Raw genomic sequence first — 24156 nt, forward strand, 5'->3', positions numbered from 1 at the left:
CCATCCCCATGCAATATAACAATACTTTTCAGATTTTATAGAATATAAACTTAATATTAAAAAATTATAAATCAATAAAATTTAACATCAAAATATTTTGTCACGAAAATATTATATATAAATTTAGACGGGGTTAGGGGAGAATCAACAATCTATTGTCAGCCGGACACTCGATATAGCCGGCATATTATCCCCTATTAGAAAGTATGTATAGTCCATCAGCCTCTTTGCGAACAAGCACTGAAAGTGGCATCCTCTCGATGAGTTCAAGTCTGAAATGATTTGAAACTTTGCTTTTCTACAATGCATTTTACAATTACACAACAAAAACTTTACCCATGAAAAAGACTTTACTAATTCTATTAGGAATTGGAGCGTTGCATGCACATGCACAATCGCCTGGTGGTGTAAATGGAACCGATCTTTGGTTCAAGGCATCACCGGTGACATCCAACTTGCAAGGGTACTATCACTGGCTGGATCATTCCGGCGATTCCGTGAGACTTAACCAACGCAGGCTTGGCAGTTCAGTACTTACAGAATTTACACAGTCACGTGCCACATTGCATGCTATCAACTTTCATCCAGCATTCAACCTATCAGAGGGTTCGTTCGGTAAGTCTGCCCATCTGAAGTATTCCAACCTGTCACAAGCGACCGTTTTCGGAGTATTTGCTCCTTTATCGACAAGCAGCAATAAAGACATGGTATTATATGCCATCAACGGCCGCAAAGGCTCCGGTACCGTATTTACGAAAGATAAAGCAGTCCGTACACAAGGAACTGACCCGCTTGACTACGGAAGTGAAAACGGAGAAGATCTGGTATATTCGTCTTCCGATTCGCTGTCTGAAGATGAGTTCAAGGAGCAATCACCCCGTATTGCGACTTACCTGAAAGCCGACAGACCGAACTTCAATCTGTGGGGAGAAGACAGCCAAACCGCCATATCTTTTGGCAGTGCATATTCATCAACAGATACCGATTACAGCACTTCTTTTGACGTATCATCCTTCGGAAATGAGAAATTTGACGGCTACACACCAGAATATATTGTTTACAGCCGATATCTCACTCCCATAGAAAGGAGAAAAGTGGAAAGTTATCTGGCTGTAAAATACGGTATAACATTAAACGGATCATATCTCGACAGTGAAGGGAACCTGATATGGGACAGGGACGAATACCGGCCGTATCATAACAGAGTGGCAGCCTTTGGCCAGGATGTGAATGGAGAACTCATGCAGCCGCTATCTTCCACTTCTTACGAAGAAGCCCCTGCCTACTCGTCATTAAAAGAGAACGACAGTTATTATCAGTCCAATTCATACAATCTCCCTTCAGCTGCGCACCTGCTGGTTATGGGACGAGAATATGGCAATACGATGCCGGATAACAGCTATGTATTCTGGGGAGACGATGATGCCCAGACATCAACCTATACCGCACCGAATGACACACTGTGGCATATCATGAACCGTACCTGGCTAGTAAAAAGCAATATGCCGGCAAGCGCAGACAGCCTCATGGCCAGATGGACCGGAAACGGACTTGATGTAACGAGCGAAGGATTCCTGGACGATATTACCCAAACAACTGCAACAGCAGGAGCATACGCCATAACCCCAGCTATGCCAACAGGAGGAGGAGCAATGGAGTTCAGATGCCCGACAACACATCCGACCTTTGATATCGGTTTTACCGCCGGTGGCAATGAATGTGTCTATGGATTCAGAATCGGCAATAACGGTTCTGTATATACCATCAATAACGGGCAGGTATCTTCCGGAACTGTGGCAACCGGAGTCAGCGGAAGAATGCTTTCAATCCGTCGTGAAAACGGCTATCTGTTTCTCCGTATAGACGGCTCAGGCAGCGCCAACTACACTATGGCCGCACCTGATACTACGGGAACATCAAACGGAATAATCCGGACGCAATCGGCTGAAGTACCCCTGTCTATTATCTCTCTACGTACAGGAGGTATCGGCGATACCGGGAACCAGGCAGAGCTCAGTTATAATCTGACAGCCGGAAGTGAATTTGCCGACTACTGCCGTAAGCGCACTGTCATGCTCATAGATCCTAGCGGAGAAGGAACGTTCGATCCAGAGAACATGATAGTAGTGAGATGTTCAAAACCTGACATAGCCAGAGGAAAGACCATATTCCATAATATATTCTGGGATGCTGACGGCAGCGGCAGTGACATGTTCACCTTTGCCTATTATGATGGTCTGGATATTGAGGCGGAACCAACCCCTTCCAGCTGTGAAAACGGAGTGCCGCAGAACGACGGTTCGATAGAAATCGGAGTAAATATAGGCACCCCTGTGTATAACTATATCTTGTCGGTAGATACTGTGGCAGGAATGGAACACGGTACCACAGTAGCAAGCGGAACATTTATAGGTGACACACACCGGATTGACAGCCTTGCCCCGGGAACCTATACGCTTTCCGTCACACAAGGAGGTGGAAATGATATCTACGGCAGCGGAAATGCGCTATACACCAGCTATTCGCACGATACACATACCTATCTGTCCGGTGAAATTACATGGACAGTAGCTGAAACCAACTCCAACTATCGTGTGGGACTTGAGCCTGCTCTTACCGACGAAATCACGCAATACGGTTTTGACGTACGCGGCAACAGAGCACATATCATATACGACGGTTATACCAGCATAACACAGTATGCCACGATAAAAGAGGGTGATGTACTGAGCGTTTCGGTGGGTAGTATGCAAGTGGTTTACCGTGTGAACGGTGTGGTATTCCATCGTGAAACGGTCTGGTCACTCCGGTCATGGCGTTTCTGCATCAAATACGGAACCGGAGAAACACACATTACCAATCTTACGGTAAACGGTAAGCCGGTTGAATCATTTGCAACTTCCGGAAGCGTACAAATTGAAACGCCAAAGTCGAATACCGTAAATCTGACCGTACATGTGGGCAGCGAATGTGACGATACACTCCCTAACGGTACGGAGGAAATGAGGGAAAAACAGAACTTTGAAATCCAGAACGGCAACAATACTGGAAACACAGAGCACAACAACCTCATTGTCAATGAAAAAGGTAATGCCACACGAATTTATGATGCGGTACTGGAGCGTGACATAACGTCATCAGCAACACTGATTGTCTTTGATGCATCGGGCAGAATGATAGAAAATAAGGACATGGAAGGTGAATCCGTGAAAAATACAGAATTCAGGGTGCCTGGTCCAGGTGTCTATATCATCAAAGTCCTTACAGCAGACGGCAAAGAGTTTACAAGAAAAATTATTGTAAAATAACGACTAAAGCAACAATATTATGAGAAGATCACATATAATTGCCACGGCAGCCCTGGTACTGGCTGTCGCCGGCTTTGCCACATCACGGCATTTTTCGGACCACTCTCCTGATACTGTGTCCGGAAAAGGATATCAGCCAACGGCACCCGTTGCTGAGCAAAATGACCAGATGTCTGAAAAACATGGCAACATAACCGCAGGTTCGCCATCTTCCGACCCTGAGAAATCCGAAACTCCAGCATCAACTCCAATGCTGGTAATAACCTCGGAGCAAAGTATAGGCCATATAGGAATACCGGAAGGAAAAGCTTCGGACAATCCTGAGGACAACCTCTTTGAAATAGAACTGGCTGAAAATATTGCAGGCAACAAACGGGTATGGCTGGCATACGACCTGTATGGTATCAGCTCCGGGAACGGCGTAAGCAAGAGTATCAATGACCGGCCCGCTACAGGCGGTTACCATGCTGTTGTAAACAAAGACTGGACTACAGTCCGCGAAGAAATCAATCCTTCATGGTTACATAAAGGCACCAACCGCATTCTGTTCACAGCCGTGGAAGGAATGCCCGCATATTCCGTACGCAATTTGCGAATAGAAACAGCAGATGGAAATGATGAGAGCATATCTCTTGCGCTCATGCCTATAGCCTATGAGGGAAAAACATATATCCACGGTTTTACAGGCAATGGCATCCATACCGTGAAAGCCGAAAGCGAACCGCTTAATCTGACCGACGGTGAATTTGAAGGAATGGTCAGCGCCAAATCTGGAAAGGTAACCATCACAGCGTCGAAAGCCGACGGAAGCATAGCTACCAGAACATTTGCAGTAAGCGACGGAGGGAAAGCCGATTTCAGCCGTAAATATACTGCATATACATCAAGACCTGTAGCCAAGCTTTTCAACAAGGAAACCGCAGACAGCATCAGCATCAGCGGAGGAAAGCTGGTTGTAGGAAAAGATATATTATTGAGTGACAGAAGACTGTCGGTCAACTCATTGCGTGACATTGATGTACCGGCTCTGGACTTCGGCATGACAAATGTCACTGCTGAAAGTGAAGGCTACCGTTTCCTGCCTCATGGTAACCATTTCGCAGGTGAAGGCGCTACGGTAAAACTGAAATACGACCGGACAAGAATACCTAGCGGATATACCGAAGATGATATCAGAACCTACTATTTTGATACCGATACCCGTCACTGGGTAGCTCTGGAAAGAGTGGAAGTAGATAAGGAAGCTGCCTGTGTGGTATCAAGGACAACCCACTTCACGGACATGATAAACGGTGTCATCCAGGCACCCGAGTCTCCGGAGACTGAAGGGTTTGCCCCTACGATGATGAACGACATCAAGGCGGCTGATCCGACTTCGAAAATCAACGTGATAGCACCTCCGGCAGCCAACAGCCGGGGAACCGCCAACCTACAGTATGCCTTTGAGATGCCTCCTGCCCGAAACGGCATGACACCTTCGCTCGGCATCCAGTACAGCAGCGAGGGCGGTAGCGGCTGGCTGGGAGAAGGCTGGAACATGCCGGTACCGTCCATCACACTGGACACACGCTGGGGTGTACCACGCTACGACACGGAAAAGGAAACGGAGACCTACCTGCTGTCGGGAGCCATGCTCTCCACCATGGATGAAAATGGAACCATGGGTGTGGCCCACCGCGGCGAAAAGATGAGCCGAAAGGCCGACCGGCAATTCTATACCCGACAGGGCGGCGACTTCGCCCGTATCATCCGCAAGGGAAACTCGCCAACGGAGTACTACTGGGAAGTGACCGACAAACAGGGAGTGAAATACACCTATGGAGGCGAGGACGCCGTGCTGAAAGGCACTATAACGGACGCTACCGGCGCAACCCGGGAAGTGATTTCCGAATGGAAACTCGCACGTGTGGAAGAAACCCACGGTGACTATATAGAATATGTATATGAAACGGCCGACGAGGATGTACGTGGAGGCCTGAAGGCAAAGGCCATCTACCTGAAAGAAGTACATGCCGGTAACGCCGGACAGGAACCGCATACGGTTATCGTATTTGAGGGAAACAAGGTAAAACAACTGAAATCGAACAATGCACGTTACGGATTCCTTACCTCGTCCAACCGCCTGCTGGAGAAAGTCACTGTAAACTTCCTCGGAGAGGAGCTGAGAAGCTATGCCTTCACCTACAAGGATGGTGCCTTCTTCAAGGAGGTTCTGGAAAGCGTGAGGCAGTTTGACTCCGACAATCAGGAAGTAGCCTTCCAGACATTTGACTATTATGACGACGTACAGTCAGGCAACGGCTATGTACCGTTCCAAAGCAGCAGCGAGACATGGAACCTCCATGACGACGGTCTGGATGCAGGATTCATCAATCCATTACAATCTTTCGGTACATTCAGTGACCGTCCAACAGCTTTGGGTGGAACAACCAGTTCTTCTATCGGTGGCTCGTTCTATGTCGGTGTCGGACCAGATGACCAAAGCCCTTCAACAAGTTCTACAGCCGGTGGATCATTCAACTACAGCAATGACCAAACAAAAGGACTATCCACATTTGTAGATCTTAACGGCGACGGCTTGCCTGACAAAGTTTTCCGTCAAGGTGGGGCTGTCTATTACCGTCCTCAATTAAAATCGTCAAATAACAGTTCAGTAGAATACGGAGCAGCGATTAAAGTCATAGGTATTTCAAGCTTCTCGACCAGCAGCAGTAATTCTTACTCAGGAGGAGGTGACGTAAAAATCGGTTGGGGTGGAATAGTTGGAACTGCCGGTTCTGACAATTCAAGAACCAATACCAAGACCAAAGAATACTTCTCTGATATCAACGGGGATGGGCTGATAGACCTTGTGTCAAATGGGAAAGTGTATTTCAACCATTTGGAGTTTGACGATAACGGGAACGCTATCCCGACATTCACTCTTAGCAGTGCAGATACTCCAAGCCCAATCATATACGACCCAAATAACATAGACAAAACAATCGGTGCCGTTGATCCAGAGGAACAAGCGGAGCTTATCCGAACCTCCCCCATGGTTGATATGGTACGTGTATGGCGTGCCCCGTACAATGGTATTGTCAATATTACCGGAACAGTTAATCTGATTCTTCCTTCAGGCGACTATGATGCCAACGAGTATGAACATGCTGACGGAGTAAGAGTAGCCATACAGTCAGGGGGTACGGAACGCTGGAATAAAACAATATCCAAAGGGGATGCTACTGCATATCCTGCGAATGTAAATAATCTTACCGTTCAGAAAAACGATAGGATCTATTTCCGTGTACAGTCCGGTACAAATGAAATGAGCAATGGCTCATTTGACAATGTTAACTGGTCACCAGTTATAACATATACAGGAGTCAGTCATACAACGCCTGACGGATATACGTCCAACATATACAAACCAGACGAAGGAGCAGTTTACTATGCATCTTCATCAGCTATGATTGATGAAGGAAACAGCATTGTATCTGTTTCCGGTAAATTTGTAAAACCGGTTACATCTGACGATGTTATCCTCAAGGCTTTTGCGTCCAATAATAAAGCAGATGGAGAAGGAAATGCGAATCCTAACTATCAGGAAAAAGAAGTTTTTGCACGAACATTTGCATGGAACGAAGAGTTTGATGACAGTCTGAAGTTCCAAATCCAGAATCCGGACTTGTTCACCAACTTCCGCTTTGAGATTTCAGCATCCTCAAACGTCAGATGGGAAGACATCAAATGGCAACCGATAGTTATTTATAAGGATTCAGACAACAATGAACAGCAATGGAATACCAGTGCTGATATGAAGCTATATACCAACCATGTATTCACTGCTGAACCTTACGCATTTGCAGAAGAAGATTCATTATTGTCCATCAAGCCAATTTTAACATTCAAACCGTTAGTCAATTATAACGGAAATGTCACTCTGACAGTCAAGGGAATAAACAAACTATTTGGGAAACGCTCTATCCAGATTAATACACAAGAATCTGTAACGGACTCCATTATCATAAATCGCAGTGAGATTGAGGGTGATACGGTATGGTTTGAAATCTTTTCCAACGACACTCAATTGTCAGATAAGCTATTGCAAGCTTCTGTTTCAATAGACAATCCACAAGACACTCTATCGTTAGTAATCCCGAAAATAATCGCTGTCAATTTATATACATCGGAAAACTCTACTGGATTCGGACCGCTATATCGCGGCTGGGGAGGATTCACATATAATACAGCAGAAGGCAGATATGCAAATCCCATCAATGAGTCCTTGCTCAATCTGCCTGAAGATGAAAATGACCAGATAGATCCATTGACATGGGCTTTCACTCCCGTGGGGACTGACCTCAATACCCTTGACAGGTGGAGTGGACAGAGGCCAGAGATATATCTTACAGCTTCGGAAATGGGAACTGCCCGCCTGACTGAGCAAAACGTAGTGTTGACCAATCCATTTGACGAATTAGGAGATGTGGCCGCACTTACCGGAGATTGTCTGCAAGGAACCGGAGCAGCAGCCATAACTCAGGAAGTAATCAGTACAAGCACAGTCACACAAGTGGGACTTGTAGGAATCACCAGGAGCGAAGCATCAGGTGGAAGTACAACACGCTCCACTATGATGGACATGAACGGAGACGGTTATCCTGACATCATAGCCAACGGAACAATCCAATATACCAATACGTTAGGTGGTATAAGCGGAGAACGATATTCCGGTATTGGAACAATAAGCAGTACCAACGAAGCAACCACTTGGGGAGCAGGAAGTGCTCCTGTCATATCTGCCAGTATGACGGTAGGACACATAGCCGGATGGAAACGCGCTTCAGAAACCCAGAAATCAAGCGCAGACTCAAAAGCAAGTGTCAACGTCTCTCTTGGTATTCCGCATAATGAAGATCATAGTACAGAAAGCTTTGTAGATGTAAACGGTGACGGTCTGCCAGACAAAATACAATCGGATAAGAAAGTTCGTCTGAACTATGGGTATACGTTCTCTGAACCTATTGAATGGGACATTGACCGCATACAAGGCGGTGAAGCAACTTCCATCAATGTAGGAGCAAGCGGAACGGGCGGTGAAAATCCATTTAAGAATAAATTCAAAAATCTGGAAAGCGGTTCTACGAGTTTTGCCGGAGGATATAATATGGTCACCACACAGAATGGTGAGCAGTATAATCTGATGGACGTAAACTCTGACGGCCTGCCAGACAAGGTATGGGTATCAGGAGAAGGCATCATGGTAGCCTTCAACATAGGAAACGGATTTACAGAAGCGATTTCGTGGGAAGGTGCAACAGCCCTGAACAAATCCGCATCAACTTCCGAATCTGGCAATGTGGCCTTTACAGTAAACGTCACTCCGAAAATCATACCTATCAAGTTTTCTGTCAATCCGAATGTGTCACTGAGCAACAGCATCAGCCGCGTGAACTACACGCTGCAGGATGTGGACGGCGACGGATATCTTGACATCGTGGAATCTGACAAGGAAAGCGAACTGAAGGTGACCCGTTCGGCTATCGGGCGCACGAACATGCTGAAATCGGTAGTGAATTCACTGGGAGGAACCTTTACCCTCGACTATGAACATACAGACCCGACCTACGGACTGCCGGGCGGTAAATGGGTAATGTCGGAACTGACAGTGGACGACGGTATCCGCGATGACGGACCGACAATGACCACCGCATTCGAATACCGCAATGGTCGGCGTGACCGCCATGAACGTGAGTTCCTCGGATTCGGTGAAGTAATAACCAAGAACCTCGACACGGAACAGGGCAATGCGCTGTACCGTCAGGCCGTGGAAGAATACGACGTGGCCAACTATTATGTACAGGGGAACCTGACCAATACTTCCGTACAGGATGCAGCAGGCAACAAGTACACCGAAACCAAGAACGAATATGACGGCTACTATCTGACAGCCAACGGTGACGACTACACCTTTACGGCACAGAGCAACCTGTGCAGCGACCGTGCATCGGCGTTCGTACCGCTGCGCTACACGGCCAACCTGCAGTATGAAGGTACAGCTGACGGCATGATCACTTCGGAAGCATGGAACGAATACTACCTGACCGGCCACCACGGCGAGCTGAAATCGTACAAGTACAGTGACAAAGGCACACTCGGTGAGGACGGAAACGGCAGCTTCGACTACCAGACTGCCATCCAGTACACCTCCAACAGTACCAAGAACATCCTCGGTCTGCCCGTGAACGTGACCGTAACCGGCGGAGACGGAACGGTATATCACAATGTATCGGCCACCTATAATACGAACTATCCGAACCACCTGACGCAGATAACGCAGCAGCTGGGCAACGGAACAGCCGTGACCGACTACAAATATGACGCATACGGAAACATCACGCAGAAGACCCTGCCGGAGAACGCCGAAGGACAGCGCATGTGGTACAAGTACCGCTATGAGCCGGAAATGAACATGTACGTGGAACGCGTAGAGGATGCATTCGGCTACCGAAGCGAAGCGGGCAACTTCGACTACCGCTACGGTATCGCCCTGGAACGCCGCGACCTGAACAATTTCTATTACGAAACCGACATCGACAATCTGGGCCGTATTACCGGCGTGCGCGGACCAAACGAACTGGCCACAGGTGTGCCTTATATCATCGCATTTGAATACCAGCCCAAAGCCACCTTCAATGAAAACGGCATCACTGCCCCGGCATACGCTGTGACGAAGCACTACGACATACAGCATCCTGAAGACGACATAGAAACAGTGACATTCGTTGACGGATTCGGGCGTGCGGTACAGGTGAAGAAGGACGGCACAGTGACCGACGTGGCGAACGGCAGCGCATCAAGCGCCGAGAACGTGATGATAGTAAGCGGACGGAACGTGTATGACGCATTCGGACGCGTAGCGAAGACCTACTATCCGACCACGGAGCCACTGGGAAACAAAGCTGCCTTCAACAAGGCCTTTGACAATGTGACCCCGACTATCACAGCCTATGACGTGCTCGATCGTGCCATCAAGGTAACTCTGCCGGACAATGCAGAGACAAAGACCACATACAGCATGGAAAGAAGCAGCCATGCATTGGTGACAAGCGTGGAAGACGCACTGAACAATGTGCAGACCATCCATACGAGCGGCAGCGGAAAGACGCTGAAGAGCATACAGGAAAGCGGTCCGGACGGAGCCATAGTTACCACATTCGGATACGACGGCATCCAGCGACTTGTACGTGTAACAGATGCTGACGGCAACGTGACGACCTCGACGTATGACATGGGCGACCGCCGCACGGAGGTGAACCACCCGGCCAGCGGAAAGACCACATTCACCTACGATGCACTGGGCAACGTGACAAGCAAGCAGACAGCCAACCTGGCCAAGGAAGGCAAGTCGATAACCTATGACTACGACTACAACCGACTGACGGGCATCAACTATCCCGACCATCCGGAGAACAACGTGAAGTACTACTACGGCGGACGCAACGCCTCACAGAACCGCATAGGACGACTGATGCTGCGTGAGGACGGGACAGGTGCCATAGAATACTTCTACGGCAAGATGGGCGAAGTAACCAAGACCCGACGCACTATGATCGTGCCTAACCAGGCCATCGCCACCTACGTGACACAATGGACCTACGACAGCCACAACCGACTGCTGGAGATGATCTACCCGGACGAAGAGAAAGTGACCTATACGTATGACCTGGGCGGACAACTTACGAACGTACACGGATACAAGTCGTACGGATATGACTATGTGAACCGCATAGGATATGACAGATTCGGCCAGCGAACGTACATGAAGTACTGCAACGGAGCGGAGACATTCTACACCTACGACCCGCAGCGTCGCAGACTGCAGAACCTGAAAGTAAATGCCGGAGGCAATACCATCATGGACAACGCCTACACGTATGACGCAGTGAGCAACGTGCTGAGCGTGGCAAACGGAGCAGCCCTGCCACAGAGCGGCAAGGCCGGCGGACAGATGAGCCACAGCTATACCTACGACGCACTATATCGCCTGACAGGCGCAACCGGAACCTACACGGGTGCAGACAGCAAGGCGGCAAGCTACACACTGGCAATGGGCTACGACAACATGCACCGCATCACCTCGAAGAGCCAGCACCTGACACAGGGCAACCTGCAGTTTGACGGCACACTGAACGTGGGCTATGACCTGACGTACACCTACGGACAGGAAGATGGAAAGAAATTCCAGCTTGACAACGTCAGTGACGTGAACTATCGCACGGAAGTCACTCCGAACGAAAACCAGAAGACCCGCAACAGCCATGCCTACGAGTATGACGCGAACGGAAACCTTGTTTACGTAAATACCGGACGCACAAAGAAGGACGGAACGACAGACGAGAAAGCCCATGAGCGCAAGCTGAAATGGGACGAGGAGAACCGTCTGCTGGCCTCTGACGACGACGGATTCGTGACCAACTACTGGTATGACGCAGACGGCGAGCGCACAGTGAAGACCAGCGGCGAGAGCGAGCAGGTATATGTGAACTCAGAGTTTGCCGGCGGACGCACCAACACGGCCAAATTCTCACTCTACGTGAGCCCTTATCTCGTGGCAAACCAAGGCGGACGCTACACCAAGCACATCTATATAGGCAGTCAGCGCATTGTATCCAAGATAGGTGACTTCGCATCCTACGGCTCGGACCCGAGACGCATACAATATGCAGGAAGCGAGGCAGATGCCATATCTGTGGACTATGCCGGAAAATATTCGGCTCAACAGGAGGCAATCAAAGAAAATTATGTTACCTTTGAGGTGCCGTACAACGGAACGGACAACAACGACTATGTAAACGGTGAGGGATTCTGTTGTGACGACGGCTCGATGGAAGCAGCCCAGACACGTGCCATGGCAAAGGCACTGGAGGACAACTTCCAGGAAGGCGACGTCTACGAGAATCTGCAGTTCTACTACCATTCCGATCATTTGGGTAGCAGCAGTTACATCACCAACCTGGATGGCGAAGTGGTACAACACATAGAGTACGTGCCGTTCGGCGAAGTGTTCATTGAAGAGCGGAACAACATTTGGAATACGCCTTACCTCTTCAACGCGAAGGAATTCGACGAGGAAACAGGACTGTATTACTACGGTGCAAGGTATTATGACCCAAGAATAAGTCTTTGGATGTCAACAGACCCGATGCAAGAAAAATATCCCAATTTTAGTAGCCTCTGTTTTACATTTAATAATCCACTTAATTATATTGACGACCATGGATTTGAACCTACAGATGTAGAAGCTTTAGCAATGGCTGAAGATGCGTATGCACCTGGTACTAATAAAATACCTGGAAATTGGCGATATATACGTAACACTAAAAATTTAGGAACAGGATTTCGAACATCAAATGAAGAAACAGGATTCCAATCAGCGTTGTATGGAAGGTATGATGACAAAACTGATACTTACACTGAATTTGTTTACGCGACAGCAGGAACAAAATTTGATAGTTATAAAGATTGGAATAATAATGTCAAACAATTATTTGGAAAATCAGAACAATACAATCAATCTGTTAGTAATGCTAGATTGTTATCCCGTTCCCAAATGATTTCCGACAAAGAATTAACATTTGTTGGACATTCTTTAGGTGGCGGACTAGCAAGTGCAAATGCTTTGGCAACAGGTAATCCTGCTATAACATTTAATGCCGCAGCACTAAGTAATAGTACAAAAGAAACTCTAAATTTATATTATAAGCCCAATATAACCGCTTATATCGTAACTGGAGAGATTGTTGACTATTTGCAAAGCTTAATAAATATGCATGCAGAAGGCAATAGGGTATATTTACCTGCAAATTATTGTCCGAAAATACCGTTTACAAAAATAGACGATTTAATACGTTCAGGACAAAGGGTAAAGAATCATACGCTTTCTACATTAAAAGAAAAAATTATTAGGAAATGAATTTGGCTACTTTCATAAGGCTTGCATTTTGTTGTATTTTGGCGGCTTCTTGCCGTCAAAATACAACGAATATAACATTTTATAATGTTGAGTGTTATAAAGGTACTGCGATAGAGAATTTCGCAAAACTTGTAGATAGAGAAGATACTACTCAAATGAAACTATATATTCATAAAAAAAAATTAAATATAGACACCCCTGATGCTATTTTCGGAAAGCCTCTTTTAATGTGGACTATATTCAATAGAAAATATAAAGCATTCAGATGTCTTTTAGAACTTGGAGCAAATCCAAACAGTATTTGCCAAAATGGCGACACTCCTCTAATACTGGCAGCTGGTTTGATTGACGATAATTATAACTCGGATCCAAGATTTATTACAGATTTATTAAATTTTGGAGCAAATCCCAATATTGTAACTTTAGATTCAACAACAAGTTTAAAGAAAAATCCATTATTTATAGCTGTATGCACTTCATTGACTTATACAAAAATACTCATAGAACAAGGGCATGTATCCCCTTATATGGAGATTAATGGAGAATGTATCCTTGATTATCCCGTCGTTTTAGAAAAACTTGATATTGTAGATTATTTATGCAATGAAAAAGGGATGTCACTTAATAGGCGTATTACCATATATGGAAAAGACGACAATAGAACTCTGCTTGATTTACTCAAAAATAAAGATTATCCTCCAAAACACGAGTTCTATAAATTGCGGCAAAAATTATTGAATACATATGATTAAATGAAAGTCAATTTGAAAATCTAGAAAACAAAAAGAGGCAGATTGCCTCTTTTTGTTAACATCATTAAGACACGCAACAGCCACGCCTACGAGTATGACGCGAACAAAAAACTCGTTTACGCCAACACCTGAGAAGTTTCAATATCTTATAGAACTAATTAATTAAAGTTTGATAAGGAATTAATTCGTAATATTCTCTGTACATAAAGGGGTCACCAAACTCTCCAGTTCTATCATAGAAAGAAAACTTTTTTTCGGTCAATTTGTCTATATCCCAATAATGATTACCTCCGAAATATATAGTACTGAAACTAGGGTCTCCAAAAGTCCATCTTCCATTATATTCAGATTTTTTTTCTTCTCCATTTTGATTTGTTACTATATCAGTTCTCTTATAAATTCCGTTTCGGTTAAAATTGTATGTCGTTTGTCCTATTTCATCGTTCTCTGTTTTATATGTACTTGTAGACCAAGTGATGTCACAAATAAGTGAGATAACACTTTCTTCTTCGTAAGAATAATATCCATTTCTTTCAATGCAGCTTATAAAAAGAAATGAGAACAGTATAATTAAGATTTTTGCTTTCATTGCTATAAAAAAATTGAATTCCATGCAAATATACGAAAAAAAAATGTATATTTGTGGAAAATACAATTCATTAACCAAAAACGGAGGTAATATGAAAAAAATTAGTTCAATCGCATTGGGAGTTCTTGCAACTCTTGCAGTATGTTCATGTAGTGATAATGAGGTTATGGAACCTGTTGTTAGTAACACTCAGACTGACATGGAAGTCATTTCCCGATTTGTTGATGTAAATGAAACAACAAACGAGTATTACATTAACGAGAACAAGAAAACAAGAGCCTTATCTTACGTTACAGGTTCGGATTGGCAAGATTTAGAAAAAGTTAGTCCGTTAAGTCTTGAAAAGTATGAGTCCGAATTGAAAGTGTTAAATGCACAAGTAGCAGAGGCCATCGCAAATCCTAATACAGCCTACATGGTATTCTCAGTAAATGGAAAGACATTGGTTAAGAAAGTAAAAGAAGATGCCGGGTTTGACTTTTCTGTAGCGAATGGTGTAACTGCGCAAACTAGAGCTATTTATCCAACCCTTAATATATTCGGAGGATCTCCTGACGCATCCACTGGAGTTTTTTATGATTCAAGTAGAACATTAATAATGGATGTTGCTGTTAATAACAGCATTACATTCAATTATTATTTCTTTGAAGTATTAAATCCAAACGCAAAACCTAGTCCGGACGATAATATATTAACACCTGAAAGTGTAGCGTTCAGTGGAACGGGGCCGTTATGGAACACAAGATTTACTTGGACTTCATATTGGGATGCAAATGTTCCAAATAAAGGATTTAAATGGGAATTTAAGGGAAAAGGGACAACTCCTTCTTCCGGTTATATAGCACAATGTACTTTTAGTAAGTGATTAACTTATTTATATTATTTGTGGGAGAGTCTATGTGCTCTCCCTTTTTTGTGCTTAACATATTGCTCAGTAATATTAGATTCAATATACTTTCCTCTTTTTTATTAGAAATAAGAGTGTGTCTTTCTTAGACTTCGCATCATAGCGTTCCAACTAGAGTCACAATATTATGCTGGGAACAATACACATTAGTTTGCAGCCATAATCTAAACAGCGGGTCTGCAATGTTATATATACCTCCCCGCTGGATTTTGGATGTCTTATCTATAATTTTCCGGTCAGCCTTCAGTTTGAAATACGGGAATATCTTACCGTTGTCTTGACCTGTCATCTGACAGATCTCCTGCAGACTGACTCCATCTTCAACCCTTGCTATAGCCGACAAAATCCTTTGAATCTGCACTACATAGCCCTCATACTTTACCTGATAATAGAAAGAGAAATAATCTATGAGAAGCATGATATCCGTTTCCAGACTTGCTGAATCTTCAATAATCTTTGCGGCTATCTGTACAGAACGGGGTGTCTTAGGCAGGTAAGACATCAGATTTTCCAAACGTGCCATATCCGTCTCGTTCCCTACGAACATACTGTAATCAGTAACGGCAAGCGGCCGTATATAAGAAATCTTCAATCCTTCGAAGAAAGCAGACTCATAATCGGTGAATGCCGGCAGCACCTTGTCGGATGTCGCTATCAGAATGGGCGCACCGGCTTTATTGAGCTTTCCCCTCAAATTATACTGCTCGGTATTATCAGTCCTCTCGAAATAGTGCTGGATATTGTCAATCAACAGAACAGTCCTGCAGGAATCATCCTGCAATGGACAAAACTTTCATATATCATCGGTCGAGAAAAGTTCTTTTCCCTCAATAAATACCGGCTTAAGCTGTTTGCCACTATTCTCTATGCTGAAATACATTCTTTTGAGCAATGAGGTCTTTCCGCTCCCATCTGCCCTGCGAATTTCCTTTTTCTTCCAAAGAAATCATCAGCTTCTACCGATGGCTTGTTAGATATACCCATCGTTTTTCCGCTTTATATACTTTCATCTGTAAAGAAGCGCAATCCATTTTAATAAAAATATTTTTTATAGAAAATTATTTTCATAAGCTTATGGCTATGACTGTTCATTCGTCCGGACGTGTTCAGATTTTATGAACACGGGTGAAATGGTGAACGATAGAATCTGTTTTTATCGTAGGAAGTCACTCTTTCTCTTTTTTTGCAAAATATTTGAACTCTTTTCATTCCAAAACAGAAGATTCTGTACTTTTTTTCGTATATTTGAAAAAGGGCCTAATCTGCTAAAGGAGTAGCAGAAATATGGCATCATAACCAACTCCATCTAACATGTTATGAAAAAACAACTGTCAAAATTGAATCTCCGGCCTGAAGATCTACCGGCGAACGATCTCAACGCTGAACAGCTTGAAAAAATCAAAGGCGGACAATCATCCGTTTTGGATAATTGCGTCTGTGAATGTGTATGCTATCAAGAAGGTGACACACAGGGACAGCAGCTGAACTACTGGTCTATGTCCTGGCAATAAGCCGTCTGCTGCATACAAAAGAAATCAGAATTGTCACACTTAATCTCGGGTATCCATGAAAAAAGAAAAATACAAAAACTTTCCTCTAATCAAGACATTCGCCGCCAAAGAAGGCAACACTTATCTATATGACGGAAGGGCAAACATTTTTCTGTGCCTTTCTCCCAAAGAAAGTGACACTATTTCACGATATCTGAGTCTGAATGAGTCATCGGAAGAGGAAGCCCATGTGAATCTCTCTTCCGATGATACAGATTTCATCAAAAAACTACAGCGAAATAACGTGCTGGTTCCCGGCATACTTGACTCAAGGGTCAACACGCAAGAAGATAATATAGAAAGAATCTGGCAGCAGGCCATGAATGATGCAGTGCCCAAAAAGGTTACACTTGAGCTGACGAACGCATGTAATCTGCGTTGCAAATATTGCCCATATACCATTCATGAGGAAAACGGAAATGGCAAAGCCCATGGGACAGCCACCCTTTCGGCAGAATCCGGAAAATCTGGAATAAAGAACTATTTCAACTCGTATGTAAATATCTTTGGCAAGGTACCCAGCCAATACAGGGAATATTATCTCAAAAGGAATCCTCCCGCAATCGGCTTTTACGGAGGCGAGGCATTGTTGCAATTCGGTCTGATGAAGGAATTAAGCCGCTATGCGCGTACGCTGCCATGGGAAAAGTACGACATACCCAATGAAAAAGTGATGTTTCATATCACTACAAACGGGACACTGCTGACAGAAGAGAAACTTCACTTTCTGATACAGAACAATTTTTCGCTCACCATCAGCTATGACGGTCCCCCTGAAGAGAATGACAAGAACAGGGTATTCAAAGACGGAAAAGGAACCGGCCAAAGAATAGAGAAAGTATTCAGTATGATACGAAGAATTTCTGAACCGTATCTGTTGAACAATGTACAGATACAGGCCGTACTCGCCCCCAACTATGACCATACGGCGGTGGATAGCTATTTCAGAAACCGTACTATCGGAGAATCCATCGGCGGGGTGAAACAACTCAACTATATAGAGTTCAGTGATTACAGAAATAAACATGAGCAAGACAGACAGCTGCAGGAATTTGATATCAAAAAGAATATCCTCGAACTGCATAATGCCGGACTGAGAGGCTCCGAACTATACAAAAGCCTGGTCAGCCAGCCTCTTGTCCGCTCGTGGCTGAAATTCATCTACACTATCCTGCAAAAAACAGCCACGACACCTGCGATATACAGCAATTATTTTAACTCATGCTTTGCCGGAAGAGCCAACTATTTCGTGGACACAAGGGGAAATCTGCACTTGTGCGAGCGCACCGACTTTTCCAAACCGATAGGAAATGTTGCTGACGGCATCCACGAAAGCACTGTAAAGCAGATGTACGCAGATTATTTCCGCATAATCAACCGTGAGGAATGCCGTTCGTGCTGGGCCGGACATTTCTGTACGCTATGTATGGCCACACTGATAAAAGACGGTAAAATCATCCCTCCCAACACGCATATCTGCAACAACATCAGGGAAGCTGTATCCAGACAGATTCAGGATTTACTTTTCATCAAAGAGTACTACCCGGAAATTCTTGAATGTATGGAGGACATGTATGAACAAGCCAATGACATAACTGTGAACGGGTTCAAAGCGTTCATGAAAGAGAAAGGTATGCCATAGTCTATGCAGGCTTCAAAAGTCTTAAATATATTTATAAATTCCACATGCATAACAGACATATGGTACAAAACAGGCCTGGATAGCAAACAGAAGAATACCACTGCCATGTCTCCAGATATAACAGAATACGACACCATCATTGCTAAATAATTTTTTCAATATATTTTTTAACTTACAATTTTATGACACAATCAGAAGATAATTTCAACAATTTGGTTTATAATAGCGGTTGTTTTTTTATAAAGCAACCTATTGAACCAGATAAATATAGAGAAGACAAATATTCATTTGATTCTAGAATAAAAAACTATTTATCCTATTCCCCTATAGCTGATATTGATTCTACGCGTGAATGTATCCATTTTTGGCATGAGTTAAATCATTATGTCCAAGATCTAAGTAATTTTGCCTGCATATTAGAAGCAGAGATATCAGACTGGATTGCTGGTCACATCAAATTTTTAAGTCACCATCCAGACATTCGTTTTCCTCTCTTAGATGCAAAAAACATTGAATACAATAATAAGTTAACACTCAATGAAGAATATGCTCAAGCCAAAGAAGAGTTAAGGAAAATTATAGATTTGAAAAATTATCTATTTGAACAAAAACATAAAAAGCCCAAAGACGATGAATATAACTTTCATAGCCCAAATGAATCATTTTTAGATAATTATGCCGTATCATTCAAGGATTTAATTGAATGTAGCGCAAATAATAAGAGTTTCTGGGATGTCTTTTATATGGCTGAAAACAATGATGAATGCAAACTTCTACATCAAATCGCAAATGAAGAGAAACTATTCCCATATAAATTCGAGAATGAAAAAATTAATATAGATATTCTTAAACTTAAAGCTAATCATGAATACCAGCTTGTCAACCATATAATCATTATATTCATTGCATTTATTAGAAATGACTATAGAGAATTATTCGATTACTATAAACACGACATTCCATTAAATCTAAGAAAAAGTAAGGCGGAAGAAATATATAATATTACAAGATGTATTTTAGAAGTCTCAATGAATATACCTAGTTTAGAATACATCTTAAACAAAACAGAAACAGGAACTTATAAAAAAGAGGACTTTTGTCCTCCCTTACGCCTTTATAAAATAATAAAGGCTGTACGAGATAATCAAGGATTTCCTGCTGCAAAAGATAATGAGGATTTTTATATAACTTTCCATGATTGGGTCTCAACCAAACTTGGATGGCCAACTTATGAAGAGACGTATCAGTCGATAGATCATGCATTGATGAAACGGTTTTTTGCTCATAAAGAAAATATGATTACCGAGCAACTTAATGGCATTTTAATAAAAAAGGAGCAGTATAAAGATTTTCTTAATTGGCCTGCATTACGTGTTTTACAATATATGCATCAAAAAATATTATTTTGCAATGGACAAGGCCTAGAAATCATCCACCTTCTAGGAAATTATATTATTTATAATACTGGACTTACAAATTTTTACACGGAGTGGTTCAATAGTAATATAAGAGAGCGGCAACTACTTTTTGATTTCGATTCAGATAAAGAAAAAATAAGGAAAATTCTTGAGAATAATCAAGGTTCAATAAGAGAAACATTATGCAGACTATTTTCTCATGCTGTAAAAAATACATTCCTAGAAACAGGATATTTTCAATGTCCATTAAATCAAACGATGTGTCCACACCATGGATCTTATTGTCAGAAATTCAAACAATTTGATTCTATAAAGAAAAGATGTAGAATGCGTATATCAAGATTACCTGAAGGAAATTATATTGTACCAGAAGGAATGGGTAATTCACCAGACTGTATGTTATATAATTATATATTAGATTTGGAGTTTAACTTAAAAAAGATTTTTTAAAAATGATGATTGAACATTATTTTAATGAAAATGAATTTGAAATTAAATCACTTTTGATTGATGAATTGCTTTCTGTAAAAGAGAGACGATGTAAGGATCAAAGATTTAATCTAGATTGGCTTCCAATTGTGGAAGAATCATTAAGTATAATAAGTAGTTTATTTGCAATTGGTGAAATCAGCTATTCAATATGGAAAAAGAAAAAAGAAAAAGCGATTAAAGATTTACAAGAAGCAAATAAAATAATAGGATTAACCAAAGAAGATGCAGAAGAAATAATAAAAAAAATATATGAGTTTTTAAAAAAAACTGATCCTACACAGGACAAAAAATGATTAGAAATATTTAGCCCTGCCATTACTCTATAAAGTGCCGTTTTTCTAAAGCCAAATTACTTTAAGCTAAAGGAATCATATAAAAGGAGGGCCTCATTATGAAGCCCTCCTTTTATATCAAAATTTATGCTGTAACTACCTTGTTCAGCAATAGAACTTCACTGGAAGTATCATTGTCATAAAAAAGTACAATATTCTTTTCACCAGTCATAGAGCTTCGATATATAATACCATCAATGTGGTAATTATTCATAAACCTTATGTATTCTGTAAAAATTTGAGTGGGCACATAATCAATTCCCGGATTCTTACCTACAGGTTGTGTTATTTCCGAATGAAACTTCTTTAGGAATTTATATTCTCTGAAATATTTGGGCATCCAAAATGACAGGTGTTCAGGTATCTTGAACAAGTCGATAACCACAAGTTCTCTTTTCAATTCAAACTCACCCAAATCTATCACGGCACCTGGAGTATAATTTCTGATTTCCTTTACCGGAGTCTCCTTATCCAATGCACCATAAAACATAGAAATTCCTGCAGCGCTCATTCTATTTTCCTTGGCAGCCTCAGTTGGAGGTGCTGTCAAATCCTTAAATGAAGTACGTGGAACACCTGTATCATTGGGACGTCCTCTGAATATGAGGGTTCCCTTATTAAGTCTGGATATAAGAATATTTCCGCAAAGTTGGTTTAGCTCTGTCAATACATCATCTTTCCATTCCTCTTGCCTTATGAAATGCGGATCCTGAAAAAAAGTGTAACGCTTTTTGTATTTAACCATTTTGGAGAAATAATCCCATGCATAAGACAATTCTTCATCAAGATCTTCTGCAAAAGCATCCGTTTGTGTCCATTCGCTATCATTGAAACAAGAAGCAATATCCTCATTAAGATCATCATTTTGTGTACAAAGGCCATAGCTATCCATCAAATCTAGTACATCATCATACTTTTCTACTTTCTCAGGCAGGATATAAGACCCGGCACGGCAAAAACCGGGTATTTCTTCCTCGTCATCATCGTAGAATGAACTAGCCAGTGGCAAATTTGCATCATCCAAAGAACATAATCTTTGTGACAATCGTCCTTCAATATATTGCATAAAACCTTTCATATCCAATACTAAAGTATTTGTTTTGCCACAATATGAACATTTTCCTTTATACCCGTTCTTACGAATATACTCCTTCAAATATGGATCACTAAAATGTTCTGCACAAACTTTCCTATCTTCATCAAAAGTATGCATAAGACCGCTTTCGTAGTCTGCCTGCATGTCTTTAACTATTCCCATATACAATTACACTTAAAATTAAACATTCAAGGAGTGATTCTAAATATCAGTTTCACTACACCATCTACAAAAGTAACGAATATTTTAATCCAACTCATTAATAAATATTATTATCTCAAAAGTAATATATACAGATATCAGCTTCTTGAATTGTTACATCGAAATACGAATACCATTATTTATTGCCGTAAAATCAAACTTTACTTCATACAATCCAATATTATAATATGATTTTTGAATATGATTTTTTGTTTTTGGATAAATCTTATTAAGATGATATATATTTAATATTCAAGCATTTCAGAATATTGAATCTTAAATATTTCTTTGCATCATCATATTTAAACCATATAATCATATCATAATAAAATATGGAATCATACTTAATTTTCGCCATTGTCCTAACGGTGGCATATATCATCTACTACGCCGTAATCATCGCACAGGAACTTTATGGCAAAAAAAGGGAAGAAAAGACAGAGGAAGAGGTATTCGACTTGGATCCGTCCGAGGAGGAAAGCGTCGCAGTCACAGAAAGTGATACCGGTTTCAGCGTAGGTGGCGAGCAATATGAAACAGAAGGCAGTACAGCTACTGAAGAACAGCAAGAACCGGAAACCGCTCCCCCAACAGAAACGCCGGAAGAGAAATTGCAACGGCTGAAAGCAAAAGCCGAAGAACGGATGGAAGAAACCGAACCTTATCTGTCGGATGCATTTACGACAGAAGAAATGTACAAAGCAATGGTATCGGGAGGACACATAGACAACCGTCCGGCCTTAGCCTGGAAACCAATCAGAGACAAACTGTAAAACAATACAATGCAACTAACGAGAAAACTACTATGTATTTTATGTCTGATGCCCTATTACGCATTCGCCAAATGCGGAAGCGTAAACTACAGTTGGGGCGCCGATTCACTAGCGACAATGCACGACTATGTGGTGACAATGATGCTGTATGTCCTGTACATCTGCTACGCATTCGCCTCAGTCTTTGCTGTCGTGTCCGCGCTCCAGATTTATATCAAAATGAACACAGGTGAAGACGGTATCACGAAATCAATTACCACTCTGGTAGGCGCCTGCCTGTTCATCATCGGAGCATCAATCGTTTTTCCGGCCTTTTTCGGATACCGCATATAAAGGAACGGAATGGAAGAAACGAGGCCAAAACAAACACAAGTATAACACAAAAAAGTAAAAAAGAATGATCAAGCAAGTAAAGGGGTTTTTCAAAAGGATGACAGCATCCGCATCCATGAAAGTGCAGATGCTTTTGATTATGCTGCTGTGCGGAGCAACTTCGCTCATGGCACAGAATACGGCCGGTGATTACACGGCAGGAACAAATGCTCTGTCCACCGTGGCGGAAGAAATTGCGAAGTATGTGCCAATCATGGTTAAACTGTGCTACGCCATTGCCGGTGTAGTTGCCATTGTGGGTGCTATCAGCGTCTATATCGCCATGAACAACGAGGAACAGGACGTGAAGAAGAAGATTATGATGGTAGTAGGCGCCTGCATCTTCCTGATTGCAGCAGCTCAGGCACTCCCGTTGTTCTTTGGAATCACAGCCTAAAACAGTGTAAAGAAGATGAAAAGCAAAGAGACCCGTTATCCTGACTATCCGGTGTTCAAGGGATTGCAACGTCCGCTTGAACTCATGGGGATTCAGGGGCGATACATCTACTGGGCTGCAGGTACGGCAGGTGGAGCCATTGTAGGCTTCATCGCCGCCTACTGCCTGCTCGGTTTTGTTGCCGGACTGATAGCCCTGACGGCCATCCTGTCGGCAGGCATCTCACTGATCATCGTGAAACAAAGACAGGGACTGCACTCCAAACGAATCGACAAGGGAGTGTTCGTCTATGCAAGTTCCAAGAAAATGTGATTGAATAAAAATAAACCATCATGAGACATGTGTGGGCAAGTTGAATGTTAAATTTTG

Annotated in this window: 15 protein-coding genes; 12 read left to right on the forward strand and 3 right to left on the reverse strand. The window is 42.7% G+C overall.

The features are described 5' to 3' along the window. The first annotated feature begins 338 nt into the window (after positions 1–338). Genes BQ5591_RS16540 through BQ5591_RS16550 form a run of 3 tightly spaced genes read left to right on the forward strand, consistent with a single transcriptional unit; the run spans position 339 to position 14018 of the window. Entirely contained in the window at positions 339–3308 is a 2970-nt protein-coding gene (locus tag BQ5591_RS16540; RefSeq protein ID WP_071150149.1) for a DUF8202 domain-containing protein, read from the forward strand. A 19-nt stretch (positions 3309–3327) separates the two neighbouring features. Further along, positions 3328–13266 (forward strand): Tle-like phospholipase domain-containing protein, encoded by a 9939-nt coding sequence (locus BQ5591_RS16545; RefSeq protein ID WP_071150150.1) that lies wholly within the window; start codon positions 3328–3330, stop codon positions 13264–13266. After that, positions 13263–14018, forward strand: coding sequence for an ankyrin repeat domain-containing protein (locus BQ5591_RS16550; protein WP_071150151.1), 756 nt, complete (start codon positions 13263–13265; stop codon positions 14016–14018). Before BQ5591_RS16545 ends, BQ5591_RS16550 begins: the two co-directional genes overlap by 4 nt. A gap of 154 nt (positions 14019–14172) precedes the next feature. Here the strand turns inward: BQ5591_RS16550 and BQ5591_RS16555 are convergent, their stop codons facing one another. Then, positions 14173–14607, reverse strand: a complete 435-nt coding sequence (locus tag BQ5591_RS16555; RefSeq protein WP_235817101.1) for a hypothetical protein — start codon at positions 14605–14607, stop codon at positions 14173–14175. Positions 14608–14698: 91 nt separating this feature from the next. Between BQ5591_RS16555 and BQ5591_RS16560 the strand changes: the two genes are divergently transcribed. Continuing rightward, positions 14699–15472: a hypothetical protein gene (locus tag BQ5591_RS16560; protein WP_071150152.1), complete on the forward strand. Its 774-nt coding sequence runs from the start codon at positions 14699–14701 to the stop codon at positions 15470–15472. A gap of 139 nt (positions 15473–15611) precedes the next feature. Here the strand turns inward: BQ5591_RS16560 and BQ5591_RS16565 are convergent, their stop codons facing one another. Then, the gene (locus BQ5591_RS16565) at positions 15612–16265 is read right to left on the reverse strand and encodes an ATP-binding protein (RefSeq protein WP_071150153.1); all 654 of its coding nucleotides are present in this window, start codon (positions 16263–16265) and stop codon (positions 15612–15614) included. 565 nt (positions 16266–16830) lie between these two features. Here BQ5591_RS16565 and BQ5591_RS16570 point away from each other — a divergent pair. The 4 genes from BQ5591_RS16570 to BQ5591_RS16585 all read left to right on the forward strand — a co-directional run bounded on the left by BQ5591_RS16570 (position 16831) and on the right by BQ5591_RS16585 (position 20909). Then, entirely contained in the window at positions 16831–17025 is a 195-nt protein-coding gene (locus tag BQ5591_RS16570; protein WP_071150154.1) for a hypothetical protein, read from the forward strand. Between the two features lie 55 nt (positions 17026–17080). Further along, positions 17081–18706, forward strand: a complete 1626-nt coding sequence (locus BQ5591_RS16575; RefSeq protein ID WP_071150155.1) for a radical SAM/SPASM domain-containing protein — start codon at positions 17081–17083, stop codon at positions 18704–18706. A gap of 182 nt (positions 18707–18888) precedes the next feature. Beyond that, the gene (locus tag BQ5591_RS16580; protein WP_071150156.1) at positions 18889–20574 is read left to right on the forward strand and encodes a hypothetical protein; all 1686 of its coding nucleotides are present in this window, start codon (positions 18889–18891) and stop codon (positions 20572–20574) included. Between the two features lie 2 nt (positions 20575–20576). Then, positions 20577–20909 (forward strand): hypothetical protein, encoded by a 333-nt coding sequence (locus BQ5591_RS16585; RefSeq protein ID WP_071150157.1) that lies wholly within the window; start codon positions 20577–20579, stop codon positions 20907–20909. Between the two features lie 124 nt (positions 20910–21033). Here BQ5591_RS16585 and BQ5591_RS16590 read toward each other — a convergent pair whose 3' ends face one another. Continuing rightward, complete coding sequence (locus BQ5591_RS16590; RefSeq protein ID WP_071150158.1) at positions 21034–22206, reverse strand: HEPN-associated N-terminal domain-containing protein; 1173 nt, start codon at positions 22204–22206, stop codon at positions 21034–21036. A gap of 371 nt (positions 22207–22577) precedes the next feature. Here BQ5591_RS16590 and BQ5591_RS16595 point away from each other — a divergent pair, with 371 nt between their 5' ends. From BQ5591_RS16595 to BQ5591_RS16610, 4 genes are all read left to right on the forward strand, one after another. Continuing rightward, entirely contained in the window at positions 22578–23018 is a 441-nt protein-coding gene (locus tag BQ5591_RS16595) for a hypothetical protein (protein ID WP_071150159.1), read from the forward strand. A 9-nt stretch (positions 23019–23027) separates the two neighbouring features. Then, entirely contained in the window at positions 23028–23351 is a 324-nt protein-coding gene (locus tag BQ5591_RS16600) for a DUF4134 domain-containing protein (RefSeq protein WP_071150160.1), read from the forward strand. Between the two features lie 64 nt (positions 23352–23415). Further along, positions 23416–23787, forward strand: a complete 372-nt coding sequence (locus tag BQ5591_RS16605; RefSeq protein ID WP_071150161.1) for a DUF4134 domain-containing protein — start codon at positions 23416–23418, stop codon at positions 23785–23787. Positions 23788–23802: 15 nt separating this feature from the next. Further along, positions 23803–24099 carry a DUF4133 domain-containing protein gene (locus tag BQ5591_RS16610; RefSeq protein ID WP_071150162.1) on the forward strand — a complete coding sequence of 99 codons (297 nt, stop codon included), beginning with the start codon at positions 23803–23805 and terminating at the stop codon, positions 24097–24099. The last annotated feature ends 57 nt before the right edge of the window (positions 24100–24156 follow it).

This window comes from Bacteroides ndongoniae, assembly GCF_900108345.1.
Classification (GTDB): domain Bacteria; phylum Bacteroidota; class Bacteroidia; order Bacteroidales; family Bacteroidaceae; genus Bacteroides; species Bacteroides ndongoniae.